23 protein-coding genes and 3 pseudogenes are annotated in these 22,721 nt (G+C 68.0%); 11 read left to right on the forward strand and 15 right to left on the reverse strand.

All coding sequences use genetic code 11. The features are described from left to right. Positions 1-116 precede the first annotated feature (116 nt). Positions 117-1,334, forward strand: a complete 1,218-nt coding sequence (locus OG817_RS29750; RefSeq protein ID WP_406047853.1) for an MFS transporter — start codon at positions 117-119, stop codon at positions 1,332-1,334. Between the two features lie 42 nt (positions 1,335-1,376). Then, on the forward strand, positions 1,377-1,769 hold the full coding sequence (locus tag OG817_RS29755) for a MerR family transcriptional regulator (RefSeq protein ID WP_406047854.1): 393 nt from the start codon (positions 1,377-1,379) through the stop codon (positions 1,767-1,769). Here OG817_RS29755 and OG817_RS29760 read toward each other — a convergent pair. Then, positions 1,757-2,728, reverse strand: coding sequence for an aldo/keto reductase (locus tag OG817_RS29760; protein ID WP_406047855.1), 972 nt, complete (start codon positions 2,726-2,728; stop codon positions 1,757-1,759). The genes OG817_RS29755 and OG817_RS29760 overlap by 13 nt on opposite strands. Before the next feature lie 197 nt (positions 2,729-2,925). Here OG817_RS29760 and OG817_RS29765 point away from each other — a divergent pair, with 197 nt between their 5' ends. The 3 genes from OG817_RS29765 to OG817_RS29775 are packed head-to-tail and all read left to right on the forward strand — an operon-like array spanning position 2,926 to position 4,900. After that, complete coding sequence (locus OG817_RS29765) at positions 2,926-3,819, forward strand: oxidoreductase (RefSeq protein ID WP_406047856.1); 894 nt, start codon at positions 2,926-2,928, stop codon at positions 3,817-3,819. Next, entirely contained in the window at positions 3,816-4,448 is a 633-nt protein-coding gene (locus tag OG817_RS29770; protein ID WP_406047857.1) for a TetR/AcrR family transcriptional regulator, read from the forward strand. Before OG817_RS29765 ends, OG817_RS29770 begins: the two co-directional genes overlap by 4 nt. Before the next feature lie 38 nt (positions 4,449-4,486). Further along, entirely contained in the window at positions 4,487-4,900 is a 414-nt protein-coding gene (locus OG817_RS29775; protein WP_406047858.1) for a VOC family protein, read from the forward strand. A gap of 226 nt (positions 4,901-5,126) precedes the next feature. Here the strand turns inward: OG817_RS29775 and OG817_RS29780 are convergent, their stop codons facing one another. Continuing rightward, positions 5,127-5,777 (reverse strand): hypothetical protein, encoded by a 651-nt coding sequence (locus OG817_RS29780; protein WP_406047859.1) that lies wholly within the window; start codon positions 5,775-5,777, stop codon positions 5,127-5,129. Positions 5,778-5,872: 95 nt separating this feature from the next. Here OG817_RS29780 and OG817_RS29785 point away from each other — a divergent pair, with 95 nt between their 5' ends. Continuing rightward, positions 5,873-6,472: a TetR/AcrR family transcriptional regulator gene (locus tag OG817_RS29785; RefSeq protein ID WP_406047860.1), complete on the forward strand. Its 600-nt coding sequence runs from the start codon at positions 5,873-5,875 to the stop codon at positions 6,470-6,472. Positions 6,473-6,475: 3 nt separating this feature from the next. Here OG817_RS29785 and OG817_RS29790 read toward each other — a convergent pair whose 3' ends face one another. The 3 genes from OG817_RS29790 to OG817_RS29800 are packed head-to-tail and all read right to left on the reverse strand — an operon-like array spanning position 6,476 to position 8,444. Beyond that, on the reverse strand, positions 6,476-7,147 hold the full coding sequence (locus OG817_RS29790) for an ANTAR domain-containing protein (protein ID WP_406047861.1): 672 nt from the start codon (positions 7,145-7,147) through the stop codon (positions 6,476-6,478). 58 nt (positions 7,148-7,205) lie between these two features. After that, positions 7,206-7,718, reverse strand: a complete 513-nt coding sequence (locus OG817_RS29795) for a LysR family transcriptional regulator (protein ID WP_406047862.1) — start codon at positions 7,716-7,718, stop codon at positions 7,206-7,208. A gap of 51 nt (positions 7,719-7,769) precedes the next feature. After that, positions 7,770-8,444, reverse strand: a complete 675-nt coding sequence (locus OG817_RS29800) for a hypothetical protein (protein ID WP_406047863.1) — start codon at positions 8,442-8,444, stop codon at positions 7,770-7,772. Positions 8,445-9,310: 866 nt separating this feature from the next. On the opposite strand from OG817_RS29800, the gene OG817_RS29805 reads away from it, so the two are divergent. Next, a complete protein-coding gene (locus OG817_RS29805) occupies positions 9,311-9,808 on the forward strand; it encodes a hypothetical protein (protein ID WP_406047864.1) in 498 nt (165 codons plus the stop codon). Between the two features lie 321 nt (positions 9,809-10,129). Continuing rightward, positions 10,130-10,684, forward strand: a pseudogene (locus OG817_RS29810) (recombinase family protein); the annotation flags it as partial. On the opposite strand, the gene OG817_RS29815 reads toward OG817_RS29810, so the two are convergent. Continuing rightward, positions 10,666-12,180 (reverse strand): hypothetical protein, encoded by a 1,515-nt coding sequence (locus OG817_RS29815; RefSeq protein WP_406047865.1) that lies wholly within the window; start codon positions 12,178-12,180, stop codon positions 10,666-10,668. The pseudogene OG817_RS29810 and the gene OG817_RS29815 sit on opposite strands and share 19 nt — an antisense overlap. A 735-nt stretch (positions 12,181-12,915) precedes the next feature. On the opposite strand from OG817_RS29815, the pseudogene OG817_RS29820 reads away from it, so the two are divergent. Then, positions 12,916-13,224: pseudogene (locus OG817_RS29820) on the forward strand (IS1380 family transposase); the annotation flags it as partial. Here the strand turns inward: OG817_RS29820 and OG817_RS29825 are convergent. The 5 genes and pseudogenes from OG817_RS29825 to OG817_RS29845 all read right to left on the reverse strand — a co-directional run. Further along, a pseudogene (locus OG817_RS29825) lies at positions 13,208-13,330 on the reverse strand (IS481 family transposase); the annotation flags it as partial. The pseudogenes OG817_RS29820 and OG817_RS29825 sit on opposite strands and share 17 nt — an antisense overlap. 193 nt (positions 13,331-13,523) lie before the next feature. After that, a complete protein-coding gene (locus OG817_RS29830) occupies positions 13,524-13,703 on the reverse strand; it encodes a hypothetical protein (RefSeq protein WP_406047866.1) in 180 nt (59 codons plus the stop codon). A gap of 197 nt (positions 13,704-13,900) precedes the next feature. Next, on the reverse strand, positions 13,901-14,395 hold the full coding sequence (locus OG817_RS29835) for an SRPBCC domain-containing protein (protein ID WP_406047867.1): 495 nt from the start codon (positions 14,393-14,395) through the stop codon (positions 13,901-13,903). 37 nt (positions 14,396-14,432) lie between these two features. Beyond that, a complete protein-coding gene (locus OG817_RS29840; RefSeq protein ID WP_360451758.1) occupies positions 14,433-14,597 on the reverse strand; it encodes a hypothetical protein in 165 nt (54 codons plus the stop codon). Between the two features lie 172 nt (positions 14,598-14,769). After that, positions 14,770-14,901, reverse strand: coding sequence for a hypothetical protein (locus OG817_RS29845; protein WP_396391914.1), 132 nt, complete (start codon positions 14,899-14,901; stop codon positions 14,770-14,772). Positions 14,902-14,981: 80 nt separating this feature from the next. Here OG817_RS29845 and OG817_RS29850 point away from each other — a divergent pair, with 80 nt between their 5' ends. Continuing rightward, positions 14,982-16,391: a PLP-dependent aminotransferase family protein gene (locus tag OG817_RS29850; protein ID WP_406047868.1), complete on the forward strand. Its 1,410-nt coding sequence runs from the start codon at positions 14,982-14,984 to the stop codon at positions 16,389-16,391. A 3-nt stretch (positions 16,392-16,394) separates the two neighbouring features. On the opposite strand, the gene OG817_RS29855 is transcribed toward OG817_RS29850, so the two are convergent. Both OG817_RS29855 and OG817_RS29860 read right to left on the reverse strand, forming a co-directional pair. After that, the gene (locus OG817_RS29855) at positions 16,395-17,564 is read right to left on the reverse strand and encodes an MFS transporter (RefSeq protein ID WP_406047870.1); all 1,170 of its coding nucleotides are present in this window, start codon (positions 17,562-17,564) and stop codon (positions 16,395-16,397) included. A gap of 658 nt (positions 17,565-18,222) precedes the next feature. After that, complete coding sequence (locus OG817_RS29860; protein ID WP_406047872.1) at positions 18,223-19,386, reverse strand: acyl-CoA dehydrogenase family protein; 1,164 nt, start codon at positions 19,384-19,386, stop codon at positions 18,223-18,225. A gap of 125 nt (positions 19,387-19,511) precedes the next feature. On the opposite strand from OG817_RS29860, the gene OG817_RS29865 reads away from it, so the two are divergent. Further along, on the forward strand, positions 19,512-20,849 hold the full coding sequence (locus OG817_RS29865; RefSeq protein ID WP_406047873.1) for a UDP-glucose dehydrogenase family protein: 1,338 nt from the start codon (positions 19,512-19,514) through the stop codon (positions 20,847-20,849). 73 nt (positions 20,850-20,922) lie between these two features. On the opposite strand, the gene OG817_RS29870 is transcribed toward OG817_RS29865, so the two are convergent. Both OG817_RS29870 and purE read right to left on the reverse strand, forming a co-directional pair. Continuing rightward, positions 20,923-22,137: an MFS transporter gene (locus tag OG817_RS29870; RefSeq protein WP_406047875.1), complete on the reverse strand. Its 1,215-nt coding sequence runs from the start codon at positions 22,135-22,137 to the stop codon at positions 20,923-20,925. 75 nt (positions 22,138-22,212) lie between these two features. Further along, positions 22,213-22,716, reverse strand: a complete 504-nt coding sequence (gene purE / locus OG817_RS29875; RefSeq protein WP_406047877.1) for a 5-(carboxyamino)imidazole ribonucleotide mutase — start codon at positions 22,714-22,716, stop codon at positions 22,213-22,215. Positions 22,717-22,721: the final 5 nt, after the last annotated feature.

Here is a 22,721-nt window from a genome sequence, read left to right on the forward strand (position 1 = left end):
TCTCTCTCAGAGATGGAATCCATCTAGAACTGTCTCACCAGAGCTGGTATGCCCGGGCAGCACGGCCCTGTTCGGTCTCAGTAGACCGATGTCCCTCCAGAGAGGCCACGCCCGCGATGACTACCACCGCCGCACCAACGATCGCCCGTACGACGAGAGCCCGGCACCTGACCGGATTCTGGTTCGTCGCCGCCGCGTTCCTGACCCTGATGGCGTTCGGGACCGTGCCGACGCCGCTCTGGCCGATCTACCAGGACCGCGACCACTTCGGTGCCACCACGGTCACCGTCGCCTTCGCGGTCCTGGTGGTCGGCGCCGCGGCGGCCTTCCACCTACTCGGCCATCTCTCCGACCGGCTCGGCCGTCGGCGCATCATCGTCCCCGCGCTGCTCACCGGCATCCTGTCGGCCGCCGTGCTCGCGATCTGGCCCGGCCTGCCGGCGTTGCTGGTGGGCCGCGTGCTCACGGGCGTCGCGGTCGGACTGATGGCGTCCACGGCGACCGTGTATCTGACCGACCTCCATGACGTCGTTCACCCCGATGAGCCTCGGTCGTCTCTGCCGGCGTTGGTGGCGACCGCGTCGAATCTGGGGGGCCTCGCACTCGGTCCCCTGGTGGCCGGTGCGCTCGCGCAATGGGCACCGGCTCCGCTGCGGACGTCGTACACGATCTTCGGCGCGTTGATGATCGTGCTGCTCCTGCTCGTCCTGTCGACGCCGGAGACGGTGGACATCGAGGCCAGAGGCAACGATCGGCCGGCTCGGTTCGCACTGCGTCCTGGCCGGGGTGCGGCCTTCGGATCCGCGGCCGCGGTGGGATTCTTCGCGTTCGCGGTGATGGGGTTGTTCTCGTCGCTCGGCGCGATCATCGTTCGCGGTCAGCTCGGCATCACGTCGTACTTCATCGCGGGGCTGGCGCCGTTCACGGCGTTCGCGGCCTCGGCCCTCGCACAACTCGCGCTGCTCCGCGCGAGCCAGTCCGTGGCGCTCGTGACCGGGACTATCAGCTTCCCGGTCGGCCTTGCCCTCACCGCGGTCTCGCTCTACCACCCGATGCTCTGGCTGGTGCTCGTCGCGGCGGCCTTGAGCGGTGGCGGCGCCGGCCTGCTCTTCAAGAGCGCGGTCGCCGAAACCGTCGGCGCGGCAGCCCCGGCCTCACGTGCGGGCGTGCTGGCGACGTTCTTCGTCCTCGCCTACCTCGGCATGGGGCTGCCGTCGATCGCGTTCAGCGTCGTGATCCGCCACATCGCCCTCCAGCCCGCGATGATCGGCTTCGCCGCCGTCCTGTCCCTCGGGGCGATCGCCGCCGTCATCACCGCGCACCGACACAAGTGATCGCTTGACCTGGAGTGCACTCCAGATCAGATGATGGGACGCATGACGTCATACGCACCGGCCGAGGCGTCCGAGCGCACCGGCCTCAGCCTGGATACCCTGCGCTACTACGAACGCCTCGGCCTCTTCGGTCCGGTACGGCGTACGACCGGGGGCAAGCGGATCTACAGCGAGCACGACGTGGCCTGGCTGCGGCTGCTGATCTGCCTGCGCCAAGCCGGCCTGGGGATCACCGACCTGCAGCGGTTCATGGGCAGCCTGCGGAACCGCACGAACGGCACCGCGGGCGTGGTCGAGCTGTTGGAGAGTCACCGTGACCGGCTGCGCGACGAGATCGCGAAGATGAACCTCGCGCTCGGCGTCCTGGACGACAAGCTCAACTACTACCGTACGGCGGACGCCCGCGAAGTCGCTGAGTCCGCTCAGAGGAAGTAGGGATAGGGCAGTTCCGGCGCGCTGGCGGTGTCCAGCTGTTCCAGCTGCTCTGGCGTCAGCGACCATCCGACCGCGCCCAAGAGATCGTCGAGGTACCTCGGCAGCCGCGGACCGATGATGGGCGCGGTCACCCCGGGCTGCTGCAGCAGCCAGCGGACGGCCACCTGCGGCATCGTCCGTCCGGCGTCCTTCGCGACCGCCTCCAGCGCATCGATCACACCCCAGGTGTGGTCGTTGGCGTACCGGTCCCAGGAATGCGTTCCGGGCCCGGAGGCCTTGCTGCCCTGGGGCGGCGCCGTCATGCCACGCCGGAAGGCGCCCGACAACCAACCTGACCGCAGCGGGGACCAGGTGATCACACCAAGACCTTCGTTGCGGCAGACCGGAAGCAGTTCCCACTCCGGACTCCGGTCGAGCAGGGTGTAGAGCGGCTGCAGACTGGCGAAGGACTCCCAGCCGTTCTGCCGGCACAGCTCGATCGCCTTCTGCAGGTGCCACGCGTGGAAGTTGCTGGCTCCGATGTAGCGGACCTTGCCGGACCGCATCAGGGTGTCGAGGGTCGACAGCGTCTCGGTGAGCGGCGTGCCGTCGTCCCACCGATGCAGCTGGTAGAGGTCGATGTAGTCCGTCCCGAGACGGCGCAGGCTCGCGTCGACAGCGTCGAGGATGTGCTTGCGGGACAGGCCGCGTTCGTTCGGCTGCGATCCCATCGGGCCCCAGACCTTGGTCGCGATGACGAGGTCCTCCCGCCGCTGCGTCTTCAGCCAGCCGCCGAGCACTTCCTCCGACCTGCCGGCGCCGTACACATCGGCGGTGTCGATGAACGTTCCGCCCGCGCCCGTGAACTTGTTCAGGATCTCCGCGCTGTCCTGCTCGTCCGTCTGCCCGCCGAACATCATCGCGCCGAGACACAGTTCGCTGACCTTCAGCCCGGTTGCTCCGAGGTTTCTGTAATCCATGTCCCGACGTTAGAACCTGGAGTGCACACCAGCTCAAGCCCTCTTCTGCTACATCACGCCGGCGAACACTCCCGTTGTGGTCCCGTCGGCCGCCGTGAAGTCGCTGCAGCAGCAGCTCGCGCAGCTCAATCACTACGACGGGCCCATCAAGTGTCGAGGAACTTAAAGGTATTCAGATTCTGAGTTATGCTCAGATCATGGCTCGATGGACGGCAGCCGACGTACCCGATCAGACCGGGCGGATCGCCGTGGTGACCGGCGCGAGTGCGGGGCTGGGTCTGGAGACGGCGAGAGTGCTGGCGGCGCGTGGTGCGATGGTCGTGCTCGCTTGCCGCGACACCGCGAAGGGCGCGACGGCGATCGGTGGGGCACGTGTGGTGGAACTCGACCTGGCCTCGCTGGGGTCGGTTCGCGAGGCCGCCGAGATTATCCGTTCGACCTGTCCGCGGCTGGATCTGCTGATCAACAACGCCGGTGTGATGAATGTGCCGTTCCAGCGCACCGAGGACGGCTTCGAGCTCACGTTCGGCACCAACCATCTCGGACATTTCGCGCTCACCGGGCTGTTGCTCACACACCTGTTGCGGACAGCCGGATCGCGGGTCGTCACCGTCACCAGCAACGCCCACCGTCGTGGACGCCTCGACCTGGATCCAGAGCAGGAGTACAAGCCTGGTACGGCGTACGACCGCTCGAAGCTGGCAAACCTCTTTTTCGCCTACGAACTGCAGCGCCGCCTGGATGCCGCCGGAGCTACGACCGCCTCGCTGGCCGCGCACCCAGGCAACGCCCGCACCGACCTGTGGCGAACGAGCTCGAGACTCGAACGAGTCCTGATCGGACGAGCCCTGCGACCGGTCAACTTCTGGCTCGCCCAAGACGCCCACCAAGGCGCGCTGCCGCAGCTCCGAGCGGCTGCCGACTTGTCCGCGCGCGGCGGTGAGTGCTACGGGCCGGACGGTTGGTTCCAGTACGTCGGCTCGCCGGGCCGGGTCCGGACGAGCCCTTCGTCGTACGACCGTGAGGCAGCGAAGCGGCTGTGGACACTGTCCGAGCAGCTCACCGAGGTCAGCTATCCGGTGACCGCATGAGTCGGCCGTCCTACCACCACGGGAGTCTCAGGGCGGCACTGATCGACGACGCGATCGAGCTCATCACCGAGCGCGGCGTCGCGACCTTCTCCCTCGCGGAGTCCAGCCGTCGGCTGGGGGTCGCCGTCAGTGCGCCGTACGCACACTTCGCCGGCCGCGCCGACCTGCTGGCCGCGGTGTGCGTCCACGCCCTCGAACTGTTCCGCGACGAACTGGAGCCGAGACTCGCACGGTCGGCCTCACCGGCCGACCGGCTCGCGGCCATCGCGCGGGCGTACGTCCGCTTCGCCTCTTCTCACGAGGCGTTGTTCCAGCTGTTGTTCTCGACCGAGTTCGGATCGAGCTTGGACAAGGCCCGTCATCCCGAGATCGCGGCTGCCGAACAGCCGATCGAAGAAGTGTTCCTGGACTCGGTGAAGGCCTTCACCCCGGACAAACTCGCGGCGGAAGCCCTGGCCGCCGCTGTCGAGGCGACCGCTCATGGCCACGCGACCCTTCTCCTCGACGGCCGCTTCGGCACCGGGCCCCGCGCGACCACCCGCGCCGCCACCTCGGCCGCCCGCGCCACTCTCGCCTTACTCGACGGCCGCGACCAACTCCACCCACGACCCACTCGGAAGCCGACGTAGTATCCAGCCGGTTGGCAGCAGTGAACCAAGGAGGGCACATGACCGATCGACCGAGCACCGACGCGGACCGCAGTACCTCGTCCTCACCTGTGCCGGTGATCGACGCGGTGGCCTTCGACGCATCGGAACCGGACGCGCTCGCACGCTTCTGGCAGTCACTGCTCGGAGGCGAACTGCGCCCGGCCGAGGACGGCGTCATCGAGCTGCACGGCGCCGCAGTCCGCCTCGACTTCGTCCGGGTCCCCGAGACCAAGCAGGTCAAGAACCGCCAGCACCTCGACCTGTACGTCCCACCCGACACCCGCAACGACGCCATCGACCGCGCCCTGACACTAGGCGCCTCCCGAGCCGACGACATCTACGACGGCGGCCTCTGGCAATGCATGCGTGACCCCGAAGGCAACGAATTCTGCTTCGTCTGGGGCGCAGCAGCCTCCCGGCCGAGCGAATGACCTGAACGGTCAGCCGAGCTCGGGCCGCGCACCCCGGTGCACAGCAACACCGGCGGCCGTTTGCCGACGGGAGCCGTAAGAATTTCTGGCGGCGGGATGTCGGACGCGGGTGGACAGTGGCGATGCGGTGCGAGCCGAGGAGGTAGCCCTCGGGCTAGCCGGCCGCGTTGTTTCGCGTCAGGGACCGGCGGGGCGGGTTCGCTGGGCCGGACTTCCGTCCGAGGCGTCAGGTCCGCGTGGGTCTCGACGCGGCCGCCGATGAGCCGGGCGCGGCTGGCGGAAGGGGTTCGCGGACTTGGCGGGCCTCGACGATGCCGAACCGGATTGCCCAGGCGGGATAGGCGAGGTAGATCCCGAGCCAGCCGAGTTGTGCGATCCAGATCCAGCCGGGTGCGGTCGCCATGTCGTCGAAACGGAGGAGAATCCCAGGCGCCGCGACGACGCCGAGGGCCATCAGCGCACCGGCGAGAACGCCCAGCGAGCGGAGTCCTCGAGGCCACGCGCCTGCTTGAGGGTTGCTCCGGTTGAAGGTCATGAGCCACGCCCCGATTCCGGCGAAACCCAGGCTCGACACGAGCCCGGCGAGGAAGAAGCCGGTCGTATCGGACACCACGAGCGCTGACCCGGCCACCGTGATCGACGCACCGATGAGCGCCGCGCCGACGGCGAGGCCGCCGGTGCGGCCCGCAACGTGCCGCCGGAGCTTCCAGGCAAGGCAGGCACTCAGAACGCCGGTCGCAGCGTTGCCGATGTCGTTGATCGCGCCGAACGGACCGCCCACGACGAAGTACGTCCCGAGCAACACCGCGCTGCCGGCGGCAACGACGCCCACGGCGACGGCCAGCCGTCCCGTGTCCTGACCCTCCGCGCCGTCCATGCTCGACCTCCCTCGCCGAAGGTGAACCTGCGTCCCCAGAAGCGAGTATTATTTGTCTGCCACCAACAGTCAATAGAATGGGCAAGGGTCGTCGAATGCCTCGTTCCTACAACCTCGGCCGACGGGCCACCCCGAAGGCCGAAACCCGGGCACGGATCGTCGCCGCGGCGCTCGAGATCTATCGCGATCGCGGCCTGGGCGCCGCGTCCAACCTCGCGATCGCCCAGACGGCGGACGTCGCCCCGGCCACGGTGCGAAACCACTTCCCGCAGCAGGACGACCTGGCCCGAGCGACCTTCGACGCCATGCTCGCCGAGCTCCGGATCCCGACGGCGGCGATCTTCGACGGTCTCGGCGGCATTCGAGAGCGCATCGAGCGGCTGGCCCGCGAACTGGCGGCTTTCTACGAGCGGAGCCAGCCCTGGTGGCGGGTGTACGAGCGAGAGCCGGAACTGATCCGGGCCTGGGGCGGCGGCGTCGACCGGTACTACGCCGACGTCGAGCGCCTGATGCTCGCCGCGCTCGGCGAGCTGTCGTCGGACGAACGGTCGATGGCGGTCGTCGCATCATTCATCGGGCCGCCGGCGTTCTTCGCCCTCGAGGAACGCGGCTTCAACTCGGACGAGGCCGTCGAGTTGACGCTTGAGCTCGTACTTCCCTGGCTCGAACGGCGCCGCGACGAGCTGGCGCCGTGATGGTCATCGGTTGGTGGTGGCGATGAGCCGCTCGGCCACGTCGCGGAGCTTCACATTGCCGTCCTGGGACAAGCGGGCCAGGAACGCGAAGGCGCGATCGTCGCGCAGGTGATAGCGCTCCATCACGATGCCGACCGCCGTACCGATCCGGCCACGGGTCCGGACGGCCTCGCGCAGATTGTGGATCTCGCGGGCGTAGTCGATCGCCATCGCCGCCTGGTGCCGGAACAGCTCACCGATCGACCCGAGATCGCTGAACGCACCGAGCTCGCGGGCGTACAGGTTCAGTGCGCCACGCGACTGCGGAGCATCGAACAGACGGATCGCCGCCTGTGCCTGGATCCCCGCGGCCACCGCGCTGACCGCGTAGCGCGGAAATCGCTCGTCGTGAGCCAGGTCGGGCGCCGCGACATGAACCGCGTCCGCCGCGGCGTCGTAGCACGGACCTTCACGCAGTTCGTACTGCGCAGCGTCGAGACCCCACAGCAGGTCGTCGGTCGGCGCAGCCGTCTCCAGCCGGCCGTCGCTGTGCAGGATCGTGATGCTCGCGTAGTCGGTGTCCGGCAACGATTCGACCGCGGCGGCCGTGATGCGACTCAGCGTGTGGTCGAGGTCGCCAGGAGTGAGCGTCTTCGCCAGCCGCTGAGCGAGGTCCAGAAGTCCGTCGTCGTTCACGGCATTGCCAGTACCCCGGATAGCGACCCGGATGCACGCTCCTTGGCCGGCCCACGGGCTACGGCCAGTAGGAGGTGCTGGCTGTTGTGAATCGCAGCCGTCTGAGTCGCGCGATCGTGTCGGGAGTCCCGTAGACGAGCGTGAGGTCGAGGTCGCCGCGACGCAACGCCCGGAGCTGTTCCGGCGAACCCATTTCACGCAGCATCGTGGCCAGACCCGGGTTCTGGGCGCGCAGGTCCTCGAGCAACGGGAGCAGCAACAGCCGGCTGGCCGGGTAGTTGGTGGCGATCCGCAGGGCGTCGTACCAGCCGGCCGCGACCTCACGGGCCCGATGTACGGCGTGGTCCGCCGCGGACAGCACCCGCTCGGCCTCGGCGCGGAACACCTTGCCCGCCGGCGTCAGCCGTACCGTCCGCGAGTTGCGGTCCACGAGCCGTACGCCGACGTCGCTCTCCAACCGCTGCAGCTGCTGGCTCACCGACGCCTGCGCCAGAAACATCCGCTCCGCCGCCCGGCCGAAGTGCAGTTCCTCGGCGATCGCCCGAAAGATCTCCAGCTGCCGCAGCTCCATGGCCCCACGCAAACCGAGCCACGTGAACAACAGGAAACCGGTCCGGCGGATCTAGGCCGTCGGGGCCGGGCGGGCTGCATGCGAAGGGGGCAGGCTCAGGACGGCGCCGATGAGGAAGCACACGGCGCCGAGTGAAGTGCACCAGTTCGCGGCGGCCAGGTCGAGGATCGAACCGGTGGACGGCACCACGAACGAGGCGATGGCCGAGATCCCGAACAGCACGCATCCGAGCAGATTCACGGCGGCCGCCGTACCTGCCCGATCCATTCGCCTCGGGAGGAGGCCCGGACCGGCCGTGACCCGGTAGGCCAGCGCGCCGGACACGAGAAAGCATGCCGAGCCGAAGACATCGGGCGTCCAGATCAGCCGGTTCTCCTGCTGCGTCGACAGGCTGTCCTGCATCGCGGAGTACGTACTGAGGTTGAACAGGAGAGTGCCGACGAACTGAACCGCGGCACTCCACCATGACGGGTCACGACCCCAGCGATGCCCGCGCCGGACGGTCCCCTCCCGCAGTTCCATGGCGGCGGCGAGGGTGAAGAAGATGGAGCCGACGAAGAAGACCACGCTGTCGGCCGCGGCACCCACCAGCTGGACGAACCCGGGGAACGGCCCGATGAGGAAACAGGCCGACCCCACCGCGAACCCCACGGAGATCGCGCGGTCCCAACCCACCCGGGTGGCCGGCCTCCGGACGGCAACCAGCGCGTGACCTATCACGTGCACACCACCCCCACGCGCCGACCGTACGGCGGCCCTCAGCACGCATGCTTCCCCCGGCAAGGATGACCTCAGCCGAGGCCCTTTGGCAGCTCCCTCGCCATGACGATGCGCTGGACCTGGTTGGTGCCTTCGTAGATTTGGGGGATCTTGGCGTCGCTGACGGGCCAGATCGGCACCATCAGCCGATCTGGCCCGTGACCTGCACCTTCGTGCTAAGGGCTGCCGTCGATGATCGAAGTTTGCCAGCGTCCCACGGAGCAGCGACGGAGCAGATTGGCCAATCGCCGATCGGCACCATCGAGCCCTCGCTGCTCAGGAAACCTTCTTCTCCGGGCCGACTGCGCAGCCAATGCGTCTACGGCAGGGTCGGTTGCTCGACCTTCCGGGATCGACGAGGCCCACCTACGTCGCTCGGGTCGCAGGCGATCCGACCTACCTCGAGGACCACAGTCACCACCATGGCGCACGGCCTCGGCGTCATCGCCGAACCCCCGGGAGGGTTGCTCGGCCGGACCGTCGCGCACGGCGAAGACGCGCACGGCTCGTACGAGGACATGCTGACTCAGGTCGCCGGACCCAGACCGAAGAGGCGCACCGATAACCGGACTTAATGTCAGGTACAAAATGCACAGACAATGCTTACTGTATCAGCGCCTAACCGGCATGCCCTTGCGTCGAATTAGGCGGACCCAACGTGTTGGAGCCCAATTCCGGGCTTGCTCCGTCAAACAACTGCAGATCACAGCCTTACGGAGGCTGGCGAATGTCGTCCCGCGGTAACTGCGATCGCTGCGCCGATAGCCACGTTCTGTCAGGGGAGCTCGTAACGACTTCGGCCGCGCCGGCGATTGAATAATGAAGGGGGCGCCATGGGACTGCAGGATGAGATCGATCGTCAGCGCGAAGTGGAAGCGGCGGCGCAACGCCAGCTAGCAGCGAGGGCAGCTGACGCGCGCCGCTGGATCACTGATGTAGCGGAGCCACTGCTGCTCGAGTTCGTGCATCTCATGGAGCAAAGCGGGTGTCCTGCAACCGAGATCCATGCTCCGTTCGGCGGCGCGGGCACGTCGGTCAGAACAATGCCCAGCGGGCGGCTCGGGTGGGACGTCGGCGACCCTCACAACTCACGTTTCATCGGCGCCGACGCCAAGATGTACCAGCCGACTTGGAGCGGGAAGACCGGAGACGCCTTAAGGGTCGTCGATCCGACCCCTGTCATCACCTGTGGCCACCCTAAAACAGATGGCAGTGCGCCGTTTGCGGAGTGGCTGGCTGCCGAGGCCCGGCGGTGGATTGCGAAGCCTCAGACGGCGAGCAGAACGACTGGGACAGCAAGCAGGAAGACACGGCGGTGGCGCCTGTTCTGAGCTCGCCGGAACTGCAGCCGTGCTCGCCGCAGCCATCGCGCTCCGATCATCGCCAGGCCGAAAGACCTAATCCAGGACACGCGAGCGTCGAGCCCGTCCGGTTCTAAAGGGGTGTTGAGAATCGATCGTTGTCTGGACACTCCCCTGGTTTGTCTTCTTGGCCGGCGACACGCCGATCAGTAAGCGTCGGGAAACGTGTCGCGAAGTCGGAGTGTCTAAGAACTCGGCGCCTTCCCTTTCTCGTACAGACGCGAGTCATGACGATTCTCCGCGAGTGTCCCCGGCGACGTGCCTGAGCTGCTCGCCGCCGAGCCCGCGGTGCTGACGGGGGCCCGGATCGGGTACGCCAGGGTGTCGACGAACGGCCAGCTGCTCGGCCGGCAGTTGCACGCTCTGAACGAGGTTGGCTGCATCAAGGTGTTCGCGGACAAGCAGTCCGGCCGTGACGCCGACCGCGTTGACCTGATCGCGTGCCTGGACTACCTGCGCGCAGGCGACACCCTCGTCGTACCGAGCCTCGACAGGCTGGCCCGATCGCTACATGACCTGGTCACGTTGGTCATCGACCTGCGGCGGCGCGGTATCGGGTTCCGATCGCTGCACGAGGCGATCGACACCACCACACGCGGCGGGCGGCTGGTGTTCCACATCTTCGCCGCGCTCGCCGAGTTCATCCGCGAGCTGATTGTCGAAGGCACCCACGAGGGACTGGCCTCGGCCAGGGCCCGCGGCGTCAAACTCGGTCGACCGCCGGCGATGACACCCGAGCAGGTCCGCTCGGCGCGCACGCTGCTGGCCCAGCCGGAGCACTCGGTGACCTCCATCGCCAAGCTGCTCGGCGTCAGCCGGTCCACGATCTACAAGTACGTTCCATCGCCACGGCGCGGGGCAGGGCGGCGGGCCGGCAGCGCCGTCAACGCCAGCGCGATCAGAACCGGAACATCGCCGAGCAAGTACCGGGAACGCCCCAGGAACAGCAGGGTGAAGGCCGCAATGCCCGCGATGGTCACGGCCATGAGCAGGACCTCCCGGCGACACCGCCCCCGCAGAAGTCCCCAGCCCGCAGCCATCAGGAGTACCACCCACAGAACCTGCGCGACGTGCACCCGGACGGCATAAGCCGGACCGTTCGGCGTGTTCACCGCCGCGACGAGATCCGACTGCCAGCCGTGCCGCAACGGCGGCACATCCATGTCCGTTCCCTCTCCCCTGGCCCAGAACATGCCATCTCCCCAAAGGAAGAGGATCTTGGACGCCATGAACCGCGCGGTCCCCACTGGCCCGCGCCTGTCCCAGGCCTGCTCGATGTAGTGCCGGGAGATTCGGTTCTGCTCGTCGTGGGACTTGGCCCAGGTGCGCCGGTTGACCTCCCGGTCGAACCCGCCGTACGTCGGCTTCGCTGTCTCGGAGGTCTGGACGCGGACGCCAGCAGCCACATACATGAGCGGAGCAGCGGAAATTCCCTGTTTCAACGGGGGCAGGTCGGCCACCACCGTCGACGCAGCGGTAGCCAGCTGCACGGTGACGAAGAAAGCGGTCACCGACAAGGCGACGAAGGCCACGCCGGACGGGCGCGCTCGAAGCCGTGCAGAGCTCCTGCCCGCCAGGAGAAGCGCCAGCGCCGCGGCGACCAGACCCACGACAGGAAAGATCCTCAGAACGTAGCCGATGGCAAGAACCCCGCCAAAGGCGAGCGCGGCGACGATCCGCCCGGCCTTTCGGCCGGCTCGGGCCCAGTAAACGAACAGGAACACGGCCACCGGCGGGGCCCAGACCCCGGACACGTCCGTGTACGGCACTGAGACCCAGGGCGACAGGCCAATCAGGACGAACAGGGCGATCATCGCTACGAGGGCACGACGAGGACCGGCCAGCATCCGAACGGTGGCGACCATGGCGAGTCCCGCCAACGCCAGGGACGCGGTGTTCATCAGCGCGAAAGTGGCCTCGTAGTCCAGCCCGATCCGCTCGCCCTGCCGGGCGAGCCGCCCCAGCGCCAGAACCGCGTGATTGTTCGGATATCTCGAGAAGTAATCGACCATGTACGTCGAGTACGTCTCCGGCGGACGGCCAGATGACGTCTTGATCAGCCGCGCGTCCCAGGTGGGGATGTAGGCCCCCCACCAGGCCACGAACCCGGTCGCCACCACCATGAGAGCGCCGACAATGCCGATGATCAGATTCCAGGCGCGGTCAGTGAACCGGGAGTCCCGCCGTCGACGGCGGCGCATCCATCCGGCGAAGGCAGCCGCCGACGCGGCGACTGCCAACAGCAACCACACTGGACTGTATTCGTTGTTCGACATTCGGGGCGCCACCAGAATGCCGGCGGACATCAGCAGCGCAACACCGCCGATCACCCGGCACGCCATCGACCCGATCCGCCCACAGCGCATGATTGCCCCCCAGTTTCGTCCCCGCGCCCCCCGCGCCCCGCGCCCTGAAACGGAGCCGCGTGCTCCTTCGGCGCGGTCACGGTATTCGCGGTGCGGGAGGCCCCGACCTACTTGATCTCCCTGATGTGCTCGGCACTGCTCCGGTGGTACGCGTCCATCCGATCGAGCAGTGGGCCCGCCGAGAGTTGGCGGCGCGCGGATGTCCGCCGGGCCTTCGGATTCTCCGCTGATGTCGGCGCCGGACTCTGTGGGTGTCGGTTGAGCCATTCCCCCGGGGTTTCCTGACCTGCGGCGTCGGTCGTCTCTGGCGCCGCGCCTGCGATCGGTGGGAGGCCGTCGACGCGCCACGGTCCCCGTGGGAGCGGCAGGTCTGGCCCGGAAGGCCGGGGACACGCCGCGGCGCCAGGCAACAGGCTCGCTTACCATTCGACGCCCCACACGCTCGCCCCCCAGCCGCGCAACGCAGTCCCCAGCACCATCCTCGGCCCTGGACCGATCGGGAACGCCTGCGGCGGGTTCGCTGAGCGCTCCCCGGACTCCGCTTCGCGACGTCGCTTCCCCGAGTTTCCGGCATAGACCTCAATACGTGGATATCACGGTCTTGCACTTGATGAAAAGAGTTGACCGGCCACTTCGCCGATGTCGCCAGAATTCCACCCGGCGATCGGTAGCGCGGTCGGTTTGCCGCCGGCCAACCAATCAATGTGCGAATCAGGGATCGGGTTACGGCTAGTCCGGCGTCCGGGCCTGAACGTCTTGCTTGCGACGGTCAGCACCGGGCAGGCTGCGCCGGTGGTCGTGGCGCAGCGACTCCGCCGCGGCGCGTGTGAGTCAGCGCGAGGCGCGGAGCGCCTGGTCGCCGACGCGCTGGCGTCGGTGAAGAAACTCCGTACCAGCGGCTCCACGGTCAAGCCGCTGCTGCGGGCCGACTCGGCGTTCTACGGGCACCCGACTGTGTCGGCGGCGATCAGGGCGGGCGCGAACGTGTCGGTCACCGTCCGCCTCGATAGGCGTGTGAAAGCAGTCGATTGATCCGGCAGCGGACCAGTACGGCGTGCACGGTCGAGGCCGGCATACCGAGACGCCCCGCGATCTGCAGCGGGCCGAGCCGAAGGTGCCACCGCAACCGACGGACAACAACCCTGCCTCCGCACAGCGCCGGACGAACTCGGCGGCCATCTCCAGCCGACGTCCCTGCTGATCATCGCGCTTCCGGATCACCAGCAACTTCAGCGCCACCGCACCGGCCTCTCGGACGGCGACCGGATCGACGATCTCATCCAACCGCGTGTCAGTAACCGCCCCGCCGCGTTCCTGCGTCAGGGCGCGTCGACCGCGACGATCCACGCCGGCCCGCGCGGAGCGTCGTACCCCGTTTCGAGCAGCAAGCCTGACGCGAGCGGCCCGAGATGCTCGGCGAGGGCGGCCTTGAACGCGGTGATCGCCTCCGGCCGGCCATGCTCGGCAAGCATCGTCCGCAGACTCTCCCGCTGATCCATCGCAACCATTGTGGAGGTGCCATCGGGATACGCGAGGGCATCGAGCATCGGTCTCATCAGAACCTCCCCAGGCAGGTTCGCCCCCACCCTTGGAATCGATGCCAGGATTGACCGTCCAGAACCTAGATGGCCATCCCTTCGGTGCCTCGACCGGGACCGGCGCCGACCATTGGTGGCGCCGGTCTGTCCGTGTCAGGTCACGCCGGGCTGTCGGCTTTGAAGAACTCGTCCCGCGGAACGTCCGGCTTGTCGGCGGTTGCGGACTCGGGATTGCCCTTCCCTTTCTCGATCAGGTTGCGCAGGCTGTCGCGGATGAAGAAGGTCCACGCGCTGGAGCACACCTCGTAGCATTCGTAGTCCGGCACGAGGCCGAACTGGGTGAAGGACAGCGTGCAGGCGTCTCCGGCGGGCTCGAGCTCGAAGACCATCCGGTTACCGAGCCACTCGGTCTGGTCCTCGATGAATTCGAAGGCGTTCTCGAGGACGAGCCATTCGACCCGCTCGTCCGGTATGACGTCTGTGACCCGGATCCGCGTGCGGTGGAGACCGTGAACCTCGAAGCCGAACTCGTCGCCGCGGTGGCTCGTGGCTCCTTCGATCGCCTCGTTCCACCAGCTCCGGGTGTCGAGGATGGCGGCGAACACTTCGGCCGGAGTACGGTCGATCGTCGCAGTGGTGGTGAAGTCGCTCATGGTTCTCCTTGAGTCAGTTGGCGGTTGCCGCCAAGCGTCAGCGGGCGGCCTCGATGGCATCGTTGCCCTCGAGTGAGTTAGGTCGGCCGGCGCCGCTGACGAGGAGGTCGCGGAGGCTGCCGTAGATGTATTGGTCCCAGGCGTTGGAGCACACGTCGTAGCACTCGTGTCCGGGGTTGAGGCCGTCGTGGGTGAACCGCACCTCGGCACGCTGTCGACGTCGGCCAGCTCGAAGACGAGCGAGGTACCGGTCAACTCTTCCTTGTCCTGCACGAAGCCGAGGAACTCTCGTCGACCAGCCAGGCGACCCGTTGAGCCGGAACCAGTTCAGTGGTGCGCATCTTGGTGTAGTGCATGTCCTGGACGCGGTAGGTCTACTCGCTACCCAACTGGTCCGTGCTGCCGTTGATCCGTCCCCACCAGGCAGAGACATCGAGAATCGCGGCGAATACCTCCTCGCGGGACCGGTCGGCGACGGTGAAGGTCATGGTCAGGTTGTGCGTCATGTCGTGCTCCCGTTCGGGCTGCGGATCGGCATGACAATCACGATGGCCGGTGGCCCGGCATGAACGTAAGCTCCAGTTTTGTGCCCGTTTCGTGGACCGGTTCGGGACCGGATTTGTCGATCGCGCTCGATCGTCACGCCGGGCGGCCGCTCCGCGCGCAGCTCGAGAACGAGCTGAGGCAGGCGATCCAGGACGGCCGGCTCGAGCCGGGTGAGCGGATGCCATCGAGCCGAGTGCTCGCGGACCAGCTGGGGATCTCTCGTCGCCTCGTCACCGATTGCTATGAGCAACTGGTCAGTGAGGGTTATCTGGTCTCCCACCCCGGCGCGGCCACGATCGTGTCGCCGGGAGTCCAGCGCGTCAGCCCTGCGCCGCGGCCCCGGGCAGACATGTCCGAGTACGAGTTCAACTTCCGGCCTTTCGTCCCGGACCCGGCGAGCTTTCCCCGCGCGGACTGGCTCTGGGCGGCCGGTCAGGCCAGCCGCGGCCTCCCGTCGGCGAGGCTCGGGTACGAGGACGAGGCGCGGGGTCTGGTCGATCTGCGGGAAGTGATCGCCGCGTACGTCCGCAGGGTCCGCGGTGCGGTCGCTCAGCCGGACAACGTGGTTGTCACCGCGGGCTTCACCCAGGCGATCGGTCTGGTGCTCAGGGCACTCAATGAGCAGGGGATCAGAACAGTTGCGGTCGAGGACCCGGGTTCGACCTACCGCCAGGACGTGGCCGGGCGGATCGGCATGACCTGCGTGCCCATTCCCGTCGACGACGACGGACTCGACGTAACGGCCCTCGCCTCCTCAGGGGTCTCGGTGGTCGTTGTGACACCTGCGCACCAATCCCCGACCGGCGCGGTGATGTCCGCCGAACGCCGCCACGCGCTCATCGACTGGGCGAAGCGCACCGATGGCCTCGTGATCGAGGACGACTACGACGCCGAGTTCCGCTACGACAAGAGCCCCATCGGGACGTTGCAGGGTCTGGCGCCCGAACGGGTTGTCCTGCTTGGCTCGGTGAGCAAATCGTTGGCTCCGGGACTGCGGATCGGCTGGATCGTCTGCCCGTCACACCTCGTCGATCCTGTAGCCGATGGCAAGTACTTTGATGACGGCGGTAGTCCTGTCCTCGACCATCTGATCCTGGCCGAGCTGCTTCGCTCGGGCCGGTTCGACCGCCACCTCCGCCGGATGCGTCAAGTGTACGGCGCCCGCCGGTCGGTGCTCCTCGAGGCGCTGGAAGATGTGGGTCCAACGGTCTCCGTCACCGGAGCTGCGGCCGGCCTGCACCTGGTACTGAACCTTCCCGCCGGGGTCAGTGAGCAAAACGTGATCGAGGAGGCGGCCCGTTGGTCGGTCGGGCTTCGCGGGATGAGCAGGTTCTGGCTGGAATCCGGCTCCGTCCGTCCGGCGCAGCTCGTCCTCGGCTTTGGTCTGCTCTCCGAGCGCGGCATCCGCGAGGGGATACGACGCGTCAGCGATGTCCTCACGTCGTACTGAAAATCACGGCTTCTGACGGGCACTCGCGAGATACACGGCGGCGACCAGTGCGGCAGCCACGGCAGCCACGGCCCCACCGGCGTAGTTCAACCGATCGATGACGACGCCCACGAAGACGGCCCCGACCGCCCACCCGAGGTCGTACGCCGCATTCCACAGCGCATTCGCCACGCCGACCCGAGCCGCGGGCAGCTGCGCAAGCATCGAGGCGATCGTCAGCGACTGAGCCACCCCGAAGCTCGCCCCCAGAGCCACAGCCGCCCCGATCAGCAGCGGGAGTCCTGGCGATCTCGCCATGGTGAGCGCCAAACCGGCGGCTCCTGGAAGCATCGAGGCGGCGATGGCCAACGACGGGGCGCTGCCGGCCCGATCGCACCATCGGGCCGCGAGCCAGCGCGCACCGGCCAACGATCCGGCCTGGACAAACAGCACCAGTGCTGCCGCGCCGCCGAGGTTTGCGGGTAGATGCGTGACCATGACACCGCTCAATAGCGCGCCGGTTCCGATCCCCAGAGCGGAGCGCCGCGTGACCCACAAAGAGGCGCGGTCGGTCACCCACCACGTCGTACGAACTCGCGCGGGAGTCACCAGCGACCAGGCCGGAACCAGAGCCGTCAGAGGTCCGGCAGCCGCGACCACGAACACGCTGGTATAGCCGACGTTTCGGGCCATCCATACTCCCAATGGCAGTCCGATCAGGCCCGCGCAGGTTGACACGATGCCGAGCACGCTGAGCCCCTCCCCCCTTCGAGTTGCCGGCAGAGTCCACGAAGCCACCGACCCCACGCCGACCACGACTGCGGCGAAGGCACCGCCCCGTACGGCGGAGACCAAGACGAGCGTGATCCCGTCGGACACGAAGGGCCAGACGGCAGAAGTCGCCGCCATCAGCGCCAACGCCGTGAGGAAGTAGGCGCGATAGCCCAGGCGGGATCCAAGGGCCGGTGTCAGCAGACCGATGGCCATCGACGTGAACATCAGGACACCGGTCGACAGCCCAGGTGTCGTCTGCACCGCAGAATCACGCTCGGACAGGTACAGCGGCACCACGGCCAGCAACAGGGAGAAGCTCGACAGACACCCGAAGTACACCGCGGCAAGGCCGATCAGAGAGCGCAGGAAGCCCGGCTTGGGTGTCGACCGGAAGACGTCATCAATCGTTGGATCAGGCATCCATTAAGCGTGTCGGCGGCACGCAGCACTGTCTGGTGCCGATCCGCGCTCGATTCCGGGGACCAGCGACAACCGGACGCACAACGGCCGCAATCGCTCCTAGAACGAAATCGAACTGTGCTGACGAGAAGGGCGGACGGACTTGTGACTGGCTACGTGGTTGCGCATCTGCCGCAGATCACCGAGCTCGCGTGCCTCCAGCGCTTCCGCTGGTCGGCCAGCGGCGATCGCTCCTGGCGCGCTGGACCTCGGCGACGCACTCGTCATAGTCGAAGTGGATGTCAGGCAAGTCCCACAGTTTGCCTTCGAAGTCACTGGCGGCTCGCTCGACGGGACCACTGAAGACACCGACGTAGTCCCGAAAATCGACCCACGAGATCCGCCTGCGATCCGGCGAAGCGACATGAACGGCGCGATGACGCCGCACCCGGCCTCGCGGCAGGAGCACCGATACACGGCCACGCGACTTCGCCTCTACACCCATCTTCTGCCGTCGTCACACGACCGTACCCGTCAGGCAGTCGATCGTCGGATGGCGAAGCTTCGTGTGCGGCTGACGGAGCAGTCACGGAGCAGGAACGATTCGGCGGCGGCCTGAGCAAACCTGGGATCGCGAGCCTGGGCAACTCAGAGATGGCGCCGACCTGCGGGAGCGTCGTCAGCCGAGGCCCTTCAGTAGCTCCCTCGCCATGACGATGCGCTGGACCTGGTTGGTGCCTTCGTAGATCTGGGTGATCTTCGCGTCGCGCATCATGCGTTCGACCGGGTAGTCGTGGGTGTAGCCGTAGCCGCCGAGGAGTTGGACCGCGTCGGTGGTGACGGCCATCGCGACGTCGGAGGCGAAGCACTTGGCGGCGGCGCCGAAGTAGGTGAGGTCGGCGGCGTTGCGCTCGGAGCGGGCGGCGGCGGAGTACGTGAGCTGGCGGGCCGCCTCGATCTTCATGCCCATGTCGGCGAGCATGAACTGCAGGCCCTGGAACTCGGCGATCGCCTTGCCGAACTGCTTGCGCTCCTTGACGTACCCGAGCGCGTAGTCGAGTGCGCCCTGCGCGATCCCGAGCGCCTGCGCGGCGATCGTGACCCGGGTGTGGTCCAGCGTCGCCATCGCGGTGGCGAACCCGGTGCCGGGGTCGCCGATCATCCGGTCGGCGGGGATCCGGACGTTGTCGAAGTACACCTCGCGCGTCGGTGACCCCTTGATGCCGAGCTTCTTCTCCGGCGCACCGAAGGACACACCGTCGTCGGCCCTCTCGACGACGAACGCCGAGATCCCGCGCGACCGCGCGTCCGGGTCGGTCACCGCGAAGACGGTGTAGTAATCGCTGACCCCGGCGTTGGTGATCCACCGCTTCACGCCGTTCAGCACGTACGAGTCACCGTCGAGGACCGCGCGGGTCCGCATCGAGACCGCGTCCGAGCCGGCCTCGGGCTCGGACAGGCAGTACGAGAACATCGCGTCGCCCGCGGCCACCGGCGGCAGGTAGCGCTGCTTGACCTGATTCGACGCGGACAGCAGCAGCGGCAGCGAGCCGAGTTTGTTCACCGCCGGGATCAGCGAGGTCGAGGCGCAGGCACGGGCGACCTCCTCGATCACGATCACCGTCGCGAGCGCGTCCGCCCCGGCGCCGCCGTACTCCTCCGGGATGTGCGGCGCGTGGAAGTCCGACGCCTTCAGCGCGTCGTACGACGCCTTCGGGAACTCGGCCAGCTCGTCCACATCGCCCGCGTGCGGGGCGACCTTGGCGTCGCAGACGTCGCGAACCGCGGCCCGGATCGCCTCGTGCTCCTCGGACAGCGCGTACAGGTCGAATGAGTTACTCACGAGTTGCACTGTACGACGTACGCCCGCCCGCGGGGGGCCGAAAGTGACCAACAGCGCACGGCCCGGAGGCTCCGTGGCCATGAGCCGGTCACCGGCTGATAACCGTGGTGGGTAGAGTCCCGGACATGAGTGAAGCGACCTCCCGCCCCCTGCGGATCGCCGTGATCGGCACCAGCTACCTGGGCGCGAACACCGCCGCCGGCATGGCCGAGTTCGGTTTCGACGTGATCGGAGTCGAGATCGACGAACACCGGCTGAAGCTGCTGAACGACGGCAAGGCGCCGCTGTACGAACCCGGGCTGGACCCGCTGCTGAAGAAGCACGTGGACTCCGGCCGGCTGCGGTTCACCAAGGACTACCACGAGATCGCGGACTGGGCCGATGTGCACTTCATCAGCGTCGGCACCCCGCAGCTCGAGGGCAGCGAGGCGGCCGACCTGTCCCAGGTCAACTCGGTCGTCGACATGCTCGCCCCGCTGCTGACCCGGCCGACCCTGGTGGTGGGCCGGTCGACGGTCCCGGTCGGTACGTCGAAGCACATCGAGCACCGTCTCCACACCGAGGCCCCGGCCGGTACGGCGATCGAGCTCGCCTGGCAGCCCGAGTTCCTCCGCGAGGCGCACGGCGTGGACGACACGCTGCACCCGGACCGGCTCGTGTTCGGCGTGGAGTCGGCGACCGCGGAAGCCAAGCTGCGCGAGGTCTTCGCCATCCCCATCGCCGAGGGTGCGCCGGTCGTCGTGTGCAACCGGCCGACCGCGGAGCTGGTGAAGGGCGGCGCGAACGCCTTCCTGGCCACGAAGATCTCGTTCATCAACGCGCTCGCCGAGCTGGCCGACGCGTCCGGTGCCGACGTCACCCAGCTCGCCGACGCGCTCGGCTACGACAAGCGGATCGGCCGCGGCATGCTGAACGCCGGCCCCGGGTACGGCGGCGGCTGCCTGCCGAAGGACCTGCGTTCGTTCATGCACCGCGCCGGTGAGCTCGGGGTCGAAGAGGTGATCACGCTCCTGCGTGAGGTCGACGACATCAACCAGCACCGCCGGGCCCGGATCGTCGACGTTACCCACGAGGTGCTCGGCGGCGAGTGGGTCGGCCGGAACGTCACTGTTCTCGGGGCCGCGTTCAAGGCCGGCACCGACGACGTACGCGACTCGCCGGCCCTCGACGTGGCCGGCCGGATCCAGCTGCACGGCGCGAACGTCACGGTCTACGACCCGGAGGCGATGGAGAACGCCCGCAAGGTCCGCCCGACCCTGCGCTACGCCAGCTCCGCCACGGAGGCGTGCGAGGGCGCTCACGCCGTACTGCACCTGACCGAGTGGCCCGAGTTCCGCGAGCTCGACCCGGCCGCCCTGCGGGGAGTCGTCACCGCGCCCGCGATCATCGACGCCCGCCTCCTGCTCGACGCGGCGAAGTGGCGCGCCGCCGGCTGGATCTACCGCGCCCCCGGCAAGCCTTAGGCCGCTGGCGGGTTGTTTCGTGGCTGGCGGTCTATAACCGGTCAGCGAGCGAACAACCCGCCAGCCACCGGCGTCAGGTGACGGTGGCGTCGCGGAGGACGGGGCGGGTCAGTACGACGAGACCGGTGAGGGCAGCGGCGATGGAGATGCCGAGGCAGACGCCGTTGATGCCCACCGACTCCGCGAGGCTGCCGAGCACCGGGTTCATCACCACGAGCGCGAGGCTCTGGCAGAGCACCACGACGGACTGCAGGCGGGACTGGTAGTCGCGCTCGACCGAGTTCATCAGCATCGGCAGCACATGGCCGGTGAACGTGCCGACGCCGATCCCGCTCAGCACGCCGGCAGCGAACGCCAGCGGCAACGGATCGAGGAACGAGAGGCCGAGCAGACCCGCGGCCGCCACCAGCAGTCCGAGGGCGGCGAAGATGCCCGGCCGGGAAAACGCGCCGCGCAACAGGATGCGCAACGCGATCACCCCCACTCCGAGGCTCCGGCTCGCCACCAGCAGACCCGCGGTCGCGGCGTCCCAGCCGTGCGACCGGGCGAGCAGTGGGAAGAGCAACGCGTCCAACGGCATCAGCAGACCGGCCGCGACCGTCATCGTGATCAGCAGCGCCCGGGTCAGCGGCCGGCCGAAGGCGACCTTGATCCCGTCCACGATCGACCGGAACATGCCGGTCTGCATCCGCCGGGGTGGGCTGATCGTGTTCCGGAGCAGCAGCAGTACGCCGATCATCACCCCGAAGGTGATGGCGTCGAATCCCGCCGCCGCGGTGAGCCCGGCCCAGCTGACCAGGACACCGCCGACCGCCGTACCCGTCACGGCGAAGACCACGCCGGTGACCTGGAAGCTGGCCAGCGCGCGCGGCACCTGCTCCGGCGGGACGAGCAGCCGGGGCATCGAGCGCGACGACGGCAGGAAGAACGCGTCGATCACGCCGACGATCAGCGCCAGCCCGAACAGCAGCCAGATCGGCTCGCCGACGGCCAGGGTGGTCGGCACCAGCGCCAACGTCAGCAGGAACATCGCGGTGCAGCTGGCCAGCAACACCCTGGGGGCGCCGAACCGGTCGCCGACCGCACCGCCGACCAGCAGCAGAGCGGCCCGCGGAGCGGCGGCCAAGAGCAGGACAAGCCCGGCGATACGGCCACCGTGTTGGCTGGCCGACCATCCGATGGCGAACGTCATCGTCAGGTCGCCGAGGAGGGACACGGCAGCACCGAACAGCCAGATCCAATAACGGACCGGGATGCGCTGCGTATCCGGTTCAGCGGGCGGAGTCACGATCGACGACCTTAGACGACATCGGTTGGGATCTCACGATCTACCCTGCCCGCCCTGTGGAAAACAATTACATCGTCAGGATTCACGGAGCTCTGTCGCCCCGTCACGCACCGTGGCGCCCTTGGCCCGGGCCAGGTCGGCCAGCGACTCCTGGAAGGCGATCATCCGGTCCCGCAGCTTCTCGTCGGACGCGGCCAGGATCCGGACCGCCAGCAGCCCCGCGTTCCGGGCGTTGCCGATCGACACCGTCGCCACCGGGACCCCGGCCGGCATCTGCACGATCGACAGCAGCGAGTCCATCCCGTCCAGGTACTTCAGCGGCACCGGTACACCGATCACCGGCAGCGGAGTCACCGACGCGAGCATGCCGGGCAGGTGCGCGGCCCCGCCGGCGCCGGCGATCAGCACCTTCAGGCCGCGCTCGTGCGCTGACCGTCCGTAGTCGAGCATCTCGGCCGGCATCCGGTGCGCCGACACGACGTCTGCCTCAAAGGGCACGTCGAATTCGGCGCAGACCTCGGCGGCGGCCTTCATTGTCGGCCAGTCCGAATCCGACCCCATCACGATTCCCACGCTCATGCCGC

The organism is Kribbella sp. NBC_00889 (genome assembly GCF_045207705.1).
GTDB lineage: Bacteria > Actinomycetota > Actinomycetes > Propionibacteriales > Kribbellaceae > Kribbella.

What these genes read in the sequence shown, in the direction of transcription:
- OG817_RS29750 (WP_406047853.1), top strand. Translation starts at nt 117, where the DNA reads ATGACTACCACCGCCGCACCAACGATCGCCCGTACGACGAGAGCCCGG.
- OG817_RS29755 (WP_406047854.1), top strand. Translation starts at nt 1,377, where the DNA reads ATGACGTCATACGCACCGGCCGAGGCGTCCGAGCGCACCGGCCTCAGC.
- OG817_RS29760 (WP_406047855.1), bottom strand. Translation starts at nt 2,728, where the DNA reads ATGGATTACAGAAACCTCGGAGCAACCGGGCTGAAGGTCAGCGAACTG.
- OG817_RS29765 (WP_406047856.1), top strand. Translation starts at nt 2,926, where the DNA reads ATGGCTCGATGGACGGCAGCCGACGTACCCGATCAGACCGGGCGGATC.
- OG817_RS29770 (WP_406047857.1), top strand. Translation starts at nt 3,816, where the DNA reads ATGAGTCGGCCGTCCTACCACCACGGGAGTCTCAGGGCGGCACTGATC.
- OG817_RS29775 (WP_406047858.1), top strand. Translation starts at nt 4,487, where the DNA reads ATGACCGATCGACCGAGCACCGACGCGGACCGCAGTACCTCGTCCTCA.
- OG817_RS29780 (WP_406047859.1), bottom strand. Translation starts at nt 5,777, where the DNA reads ATGGACGGCGCGGAGGGTCAGGACACGGGACGGCTGGCCGTCGCCGTG.
- OG817_RS29785 (WP_406047860.1), top strand. Translation starts at nt 5,873, where the DNA reads ATGCCTCGTTCCTACAACCTCGGCCGACGGGCCACCCCGAAGGCCGAA.
- OG817_RS29795 (WP_406047862.1), bottom strand. Translation starts at nt 7,718, where the DNA reads ATGGAGCTGCGGCAGCTGGAGATCTTTCGGGCGATCGCCGAGGAACTG.
- OG817_RS29805 (WP_406047864.1), top strand. Translation starts at nt 9,311, where the DNA reads ATGGGACTGCAGGATGAGATCGATCGTCAGCGCGAAGTGGAAGCGGCG.
- OG817_RS29815 (WP_406047865.1), bottom strand. Translation starts at nt 12,180, where the DNA reads ATGGCGTGCCGGGTGATCGGCGGTGTTGCGCTGCTGATGTCCGCCGGC.
- OG817_RS29830 (WP_406047866.1), bottom strand. Translation starts at nt 13,703, where the DNA reads ATGGATCAGCGGGAGAGTCTGCGGACGATGCTTGCCGAGCATGGCCGG.
- OG817_RS29835 (WP_406047867.1), bottom strand. Translation starts at nt 14,395, where the DNA reads ATGAGCGACTTCACCACCACTGCGACGATCGACCGTACTCCGGCCGAA.
- OG817_RS29845 (WP_396391914.1), bottom strand. Translation starts at nt 14,901, where the DNA reads ATGACGCACAACCTGACCATGACCTTCACCGTCGCCGACCGGTCCCGC.
- OG817_RS29855 (WP_406047870.1), bottom strand. Translation starts at nt 17,564, where the DNA reads ATGCCTGATCCAACGATTGATGACGTCTTCCGGTCGACACCCAAGCCG.
- OG817_RS29865 (WP_406047873.1), top strand. Translation starts at nt 19,512, where the DNA reads ATGAGTGAAGCGACCTCCCGCCCCCTGCGGATCGCCGTGATCGGCACC.
- purE (WP_406047877.1), bottom strand. Translation starts at nt 22,716, where the DNA reads ATGAGCGTGGGAATCGTGATGGGGTCGGATTCGGACTGGCCGACAATG.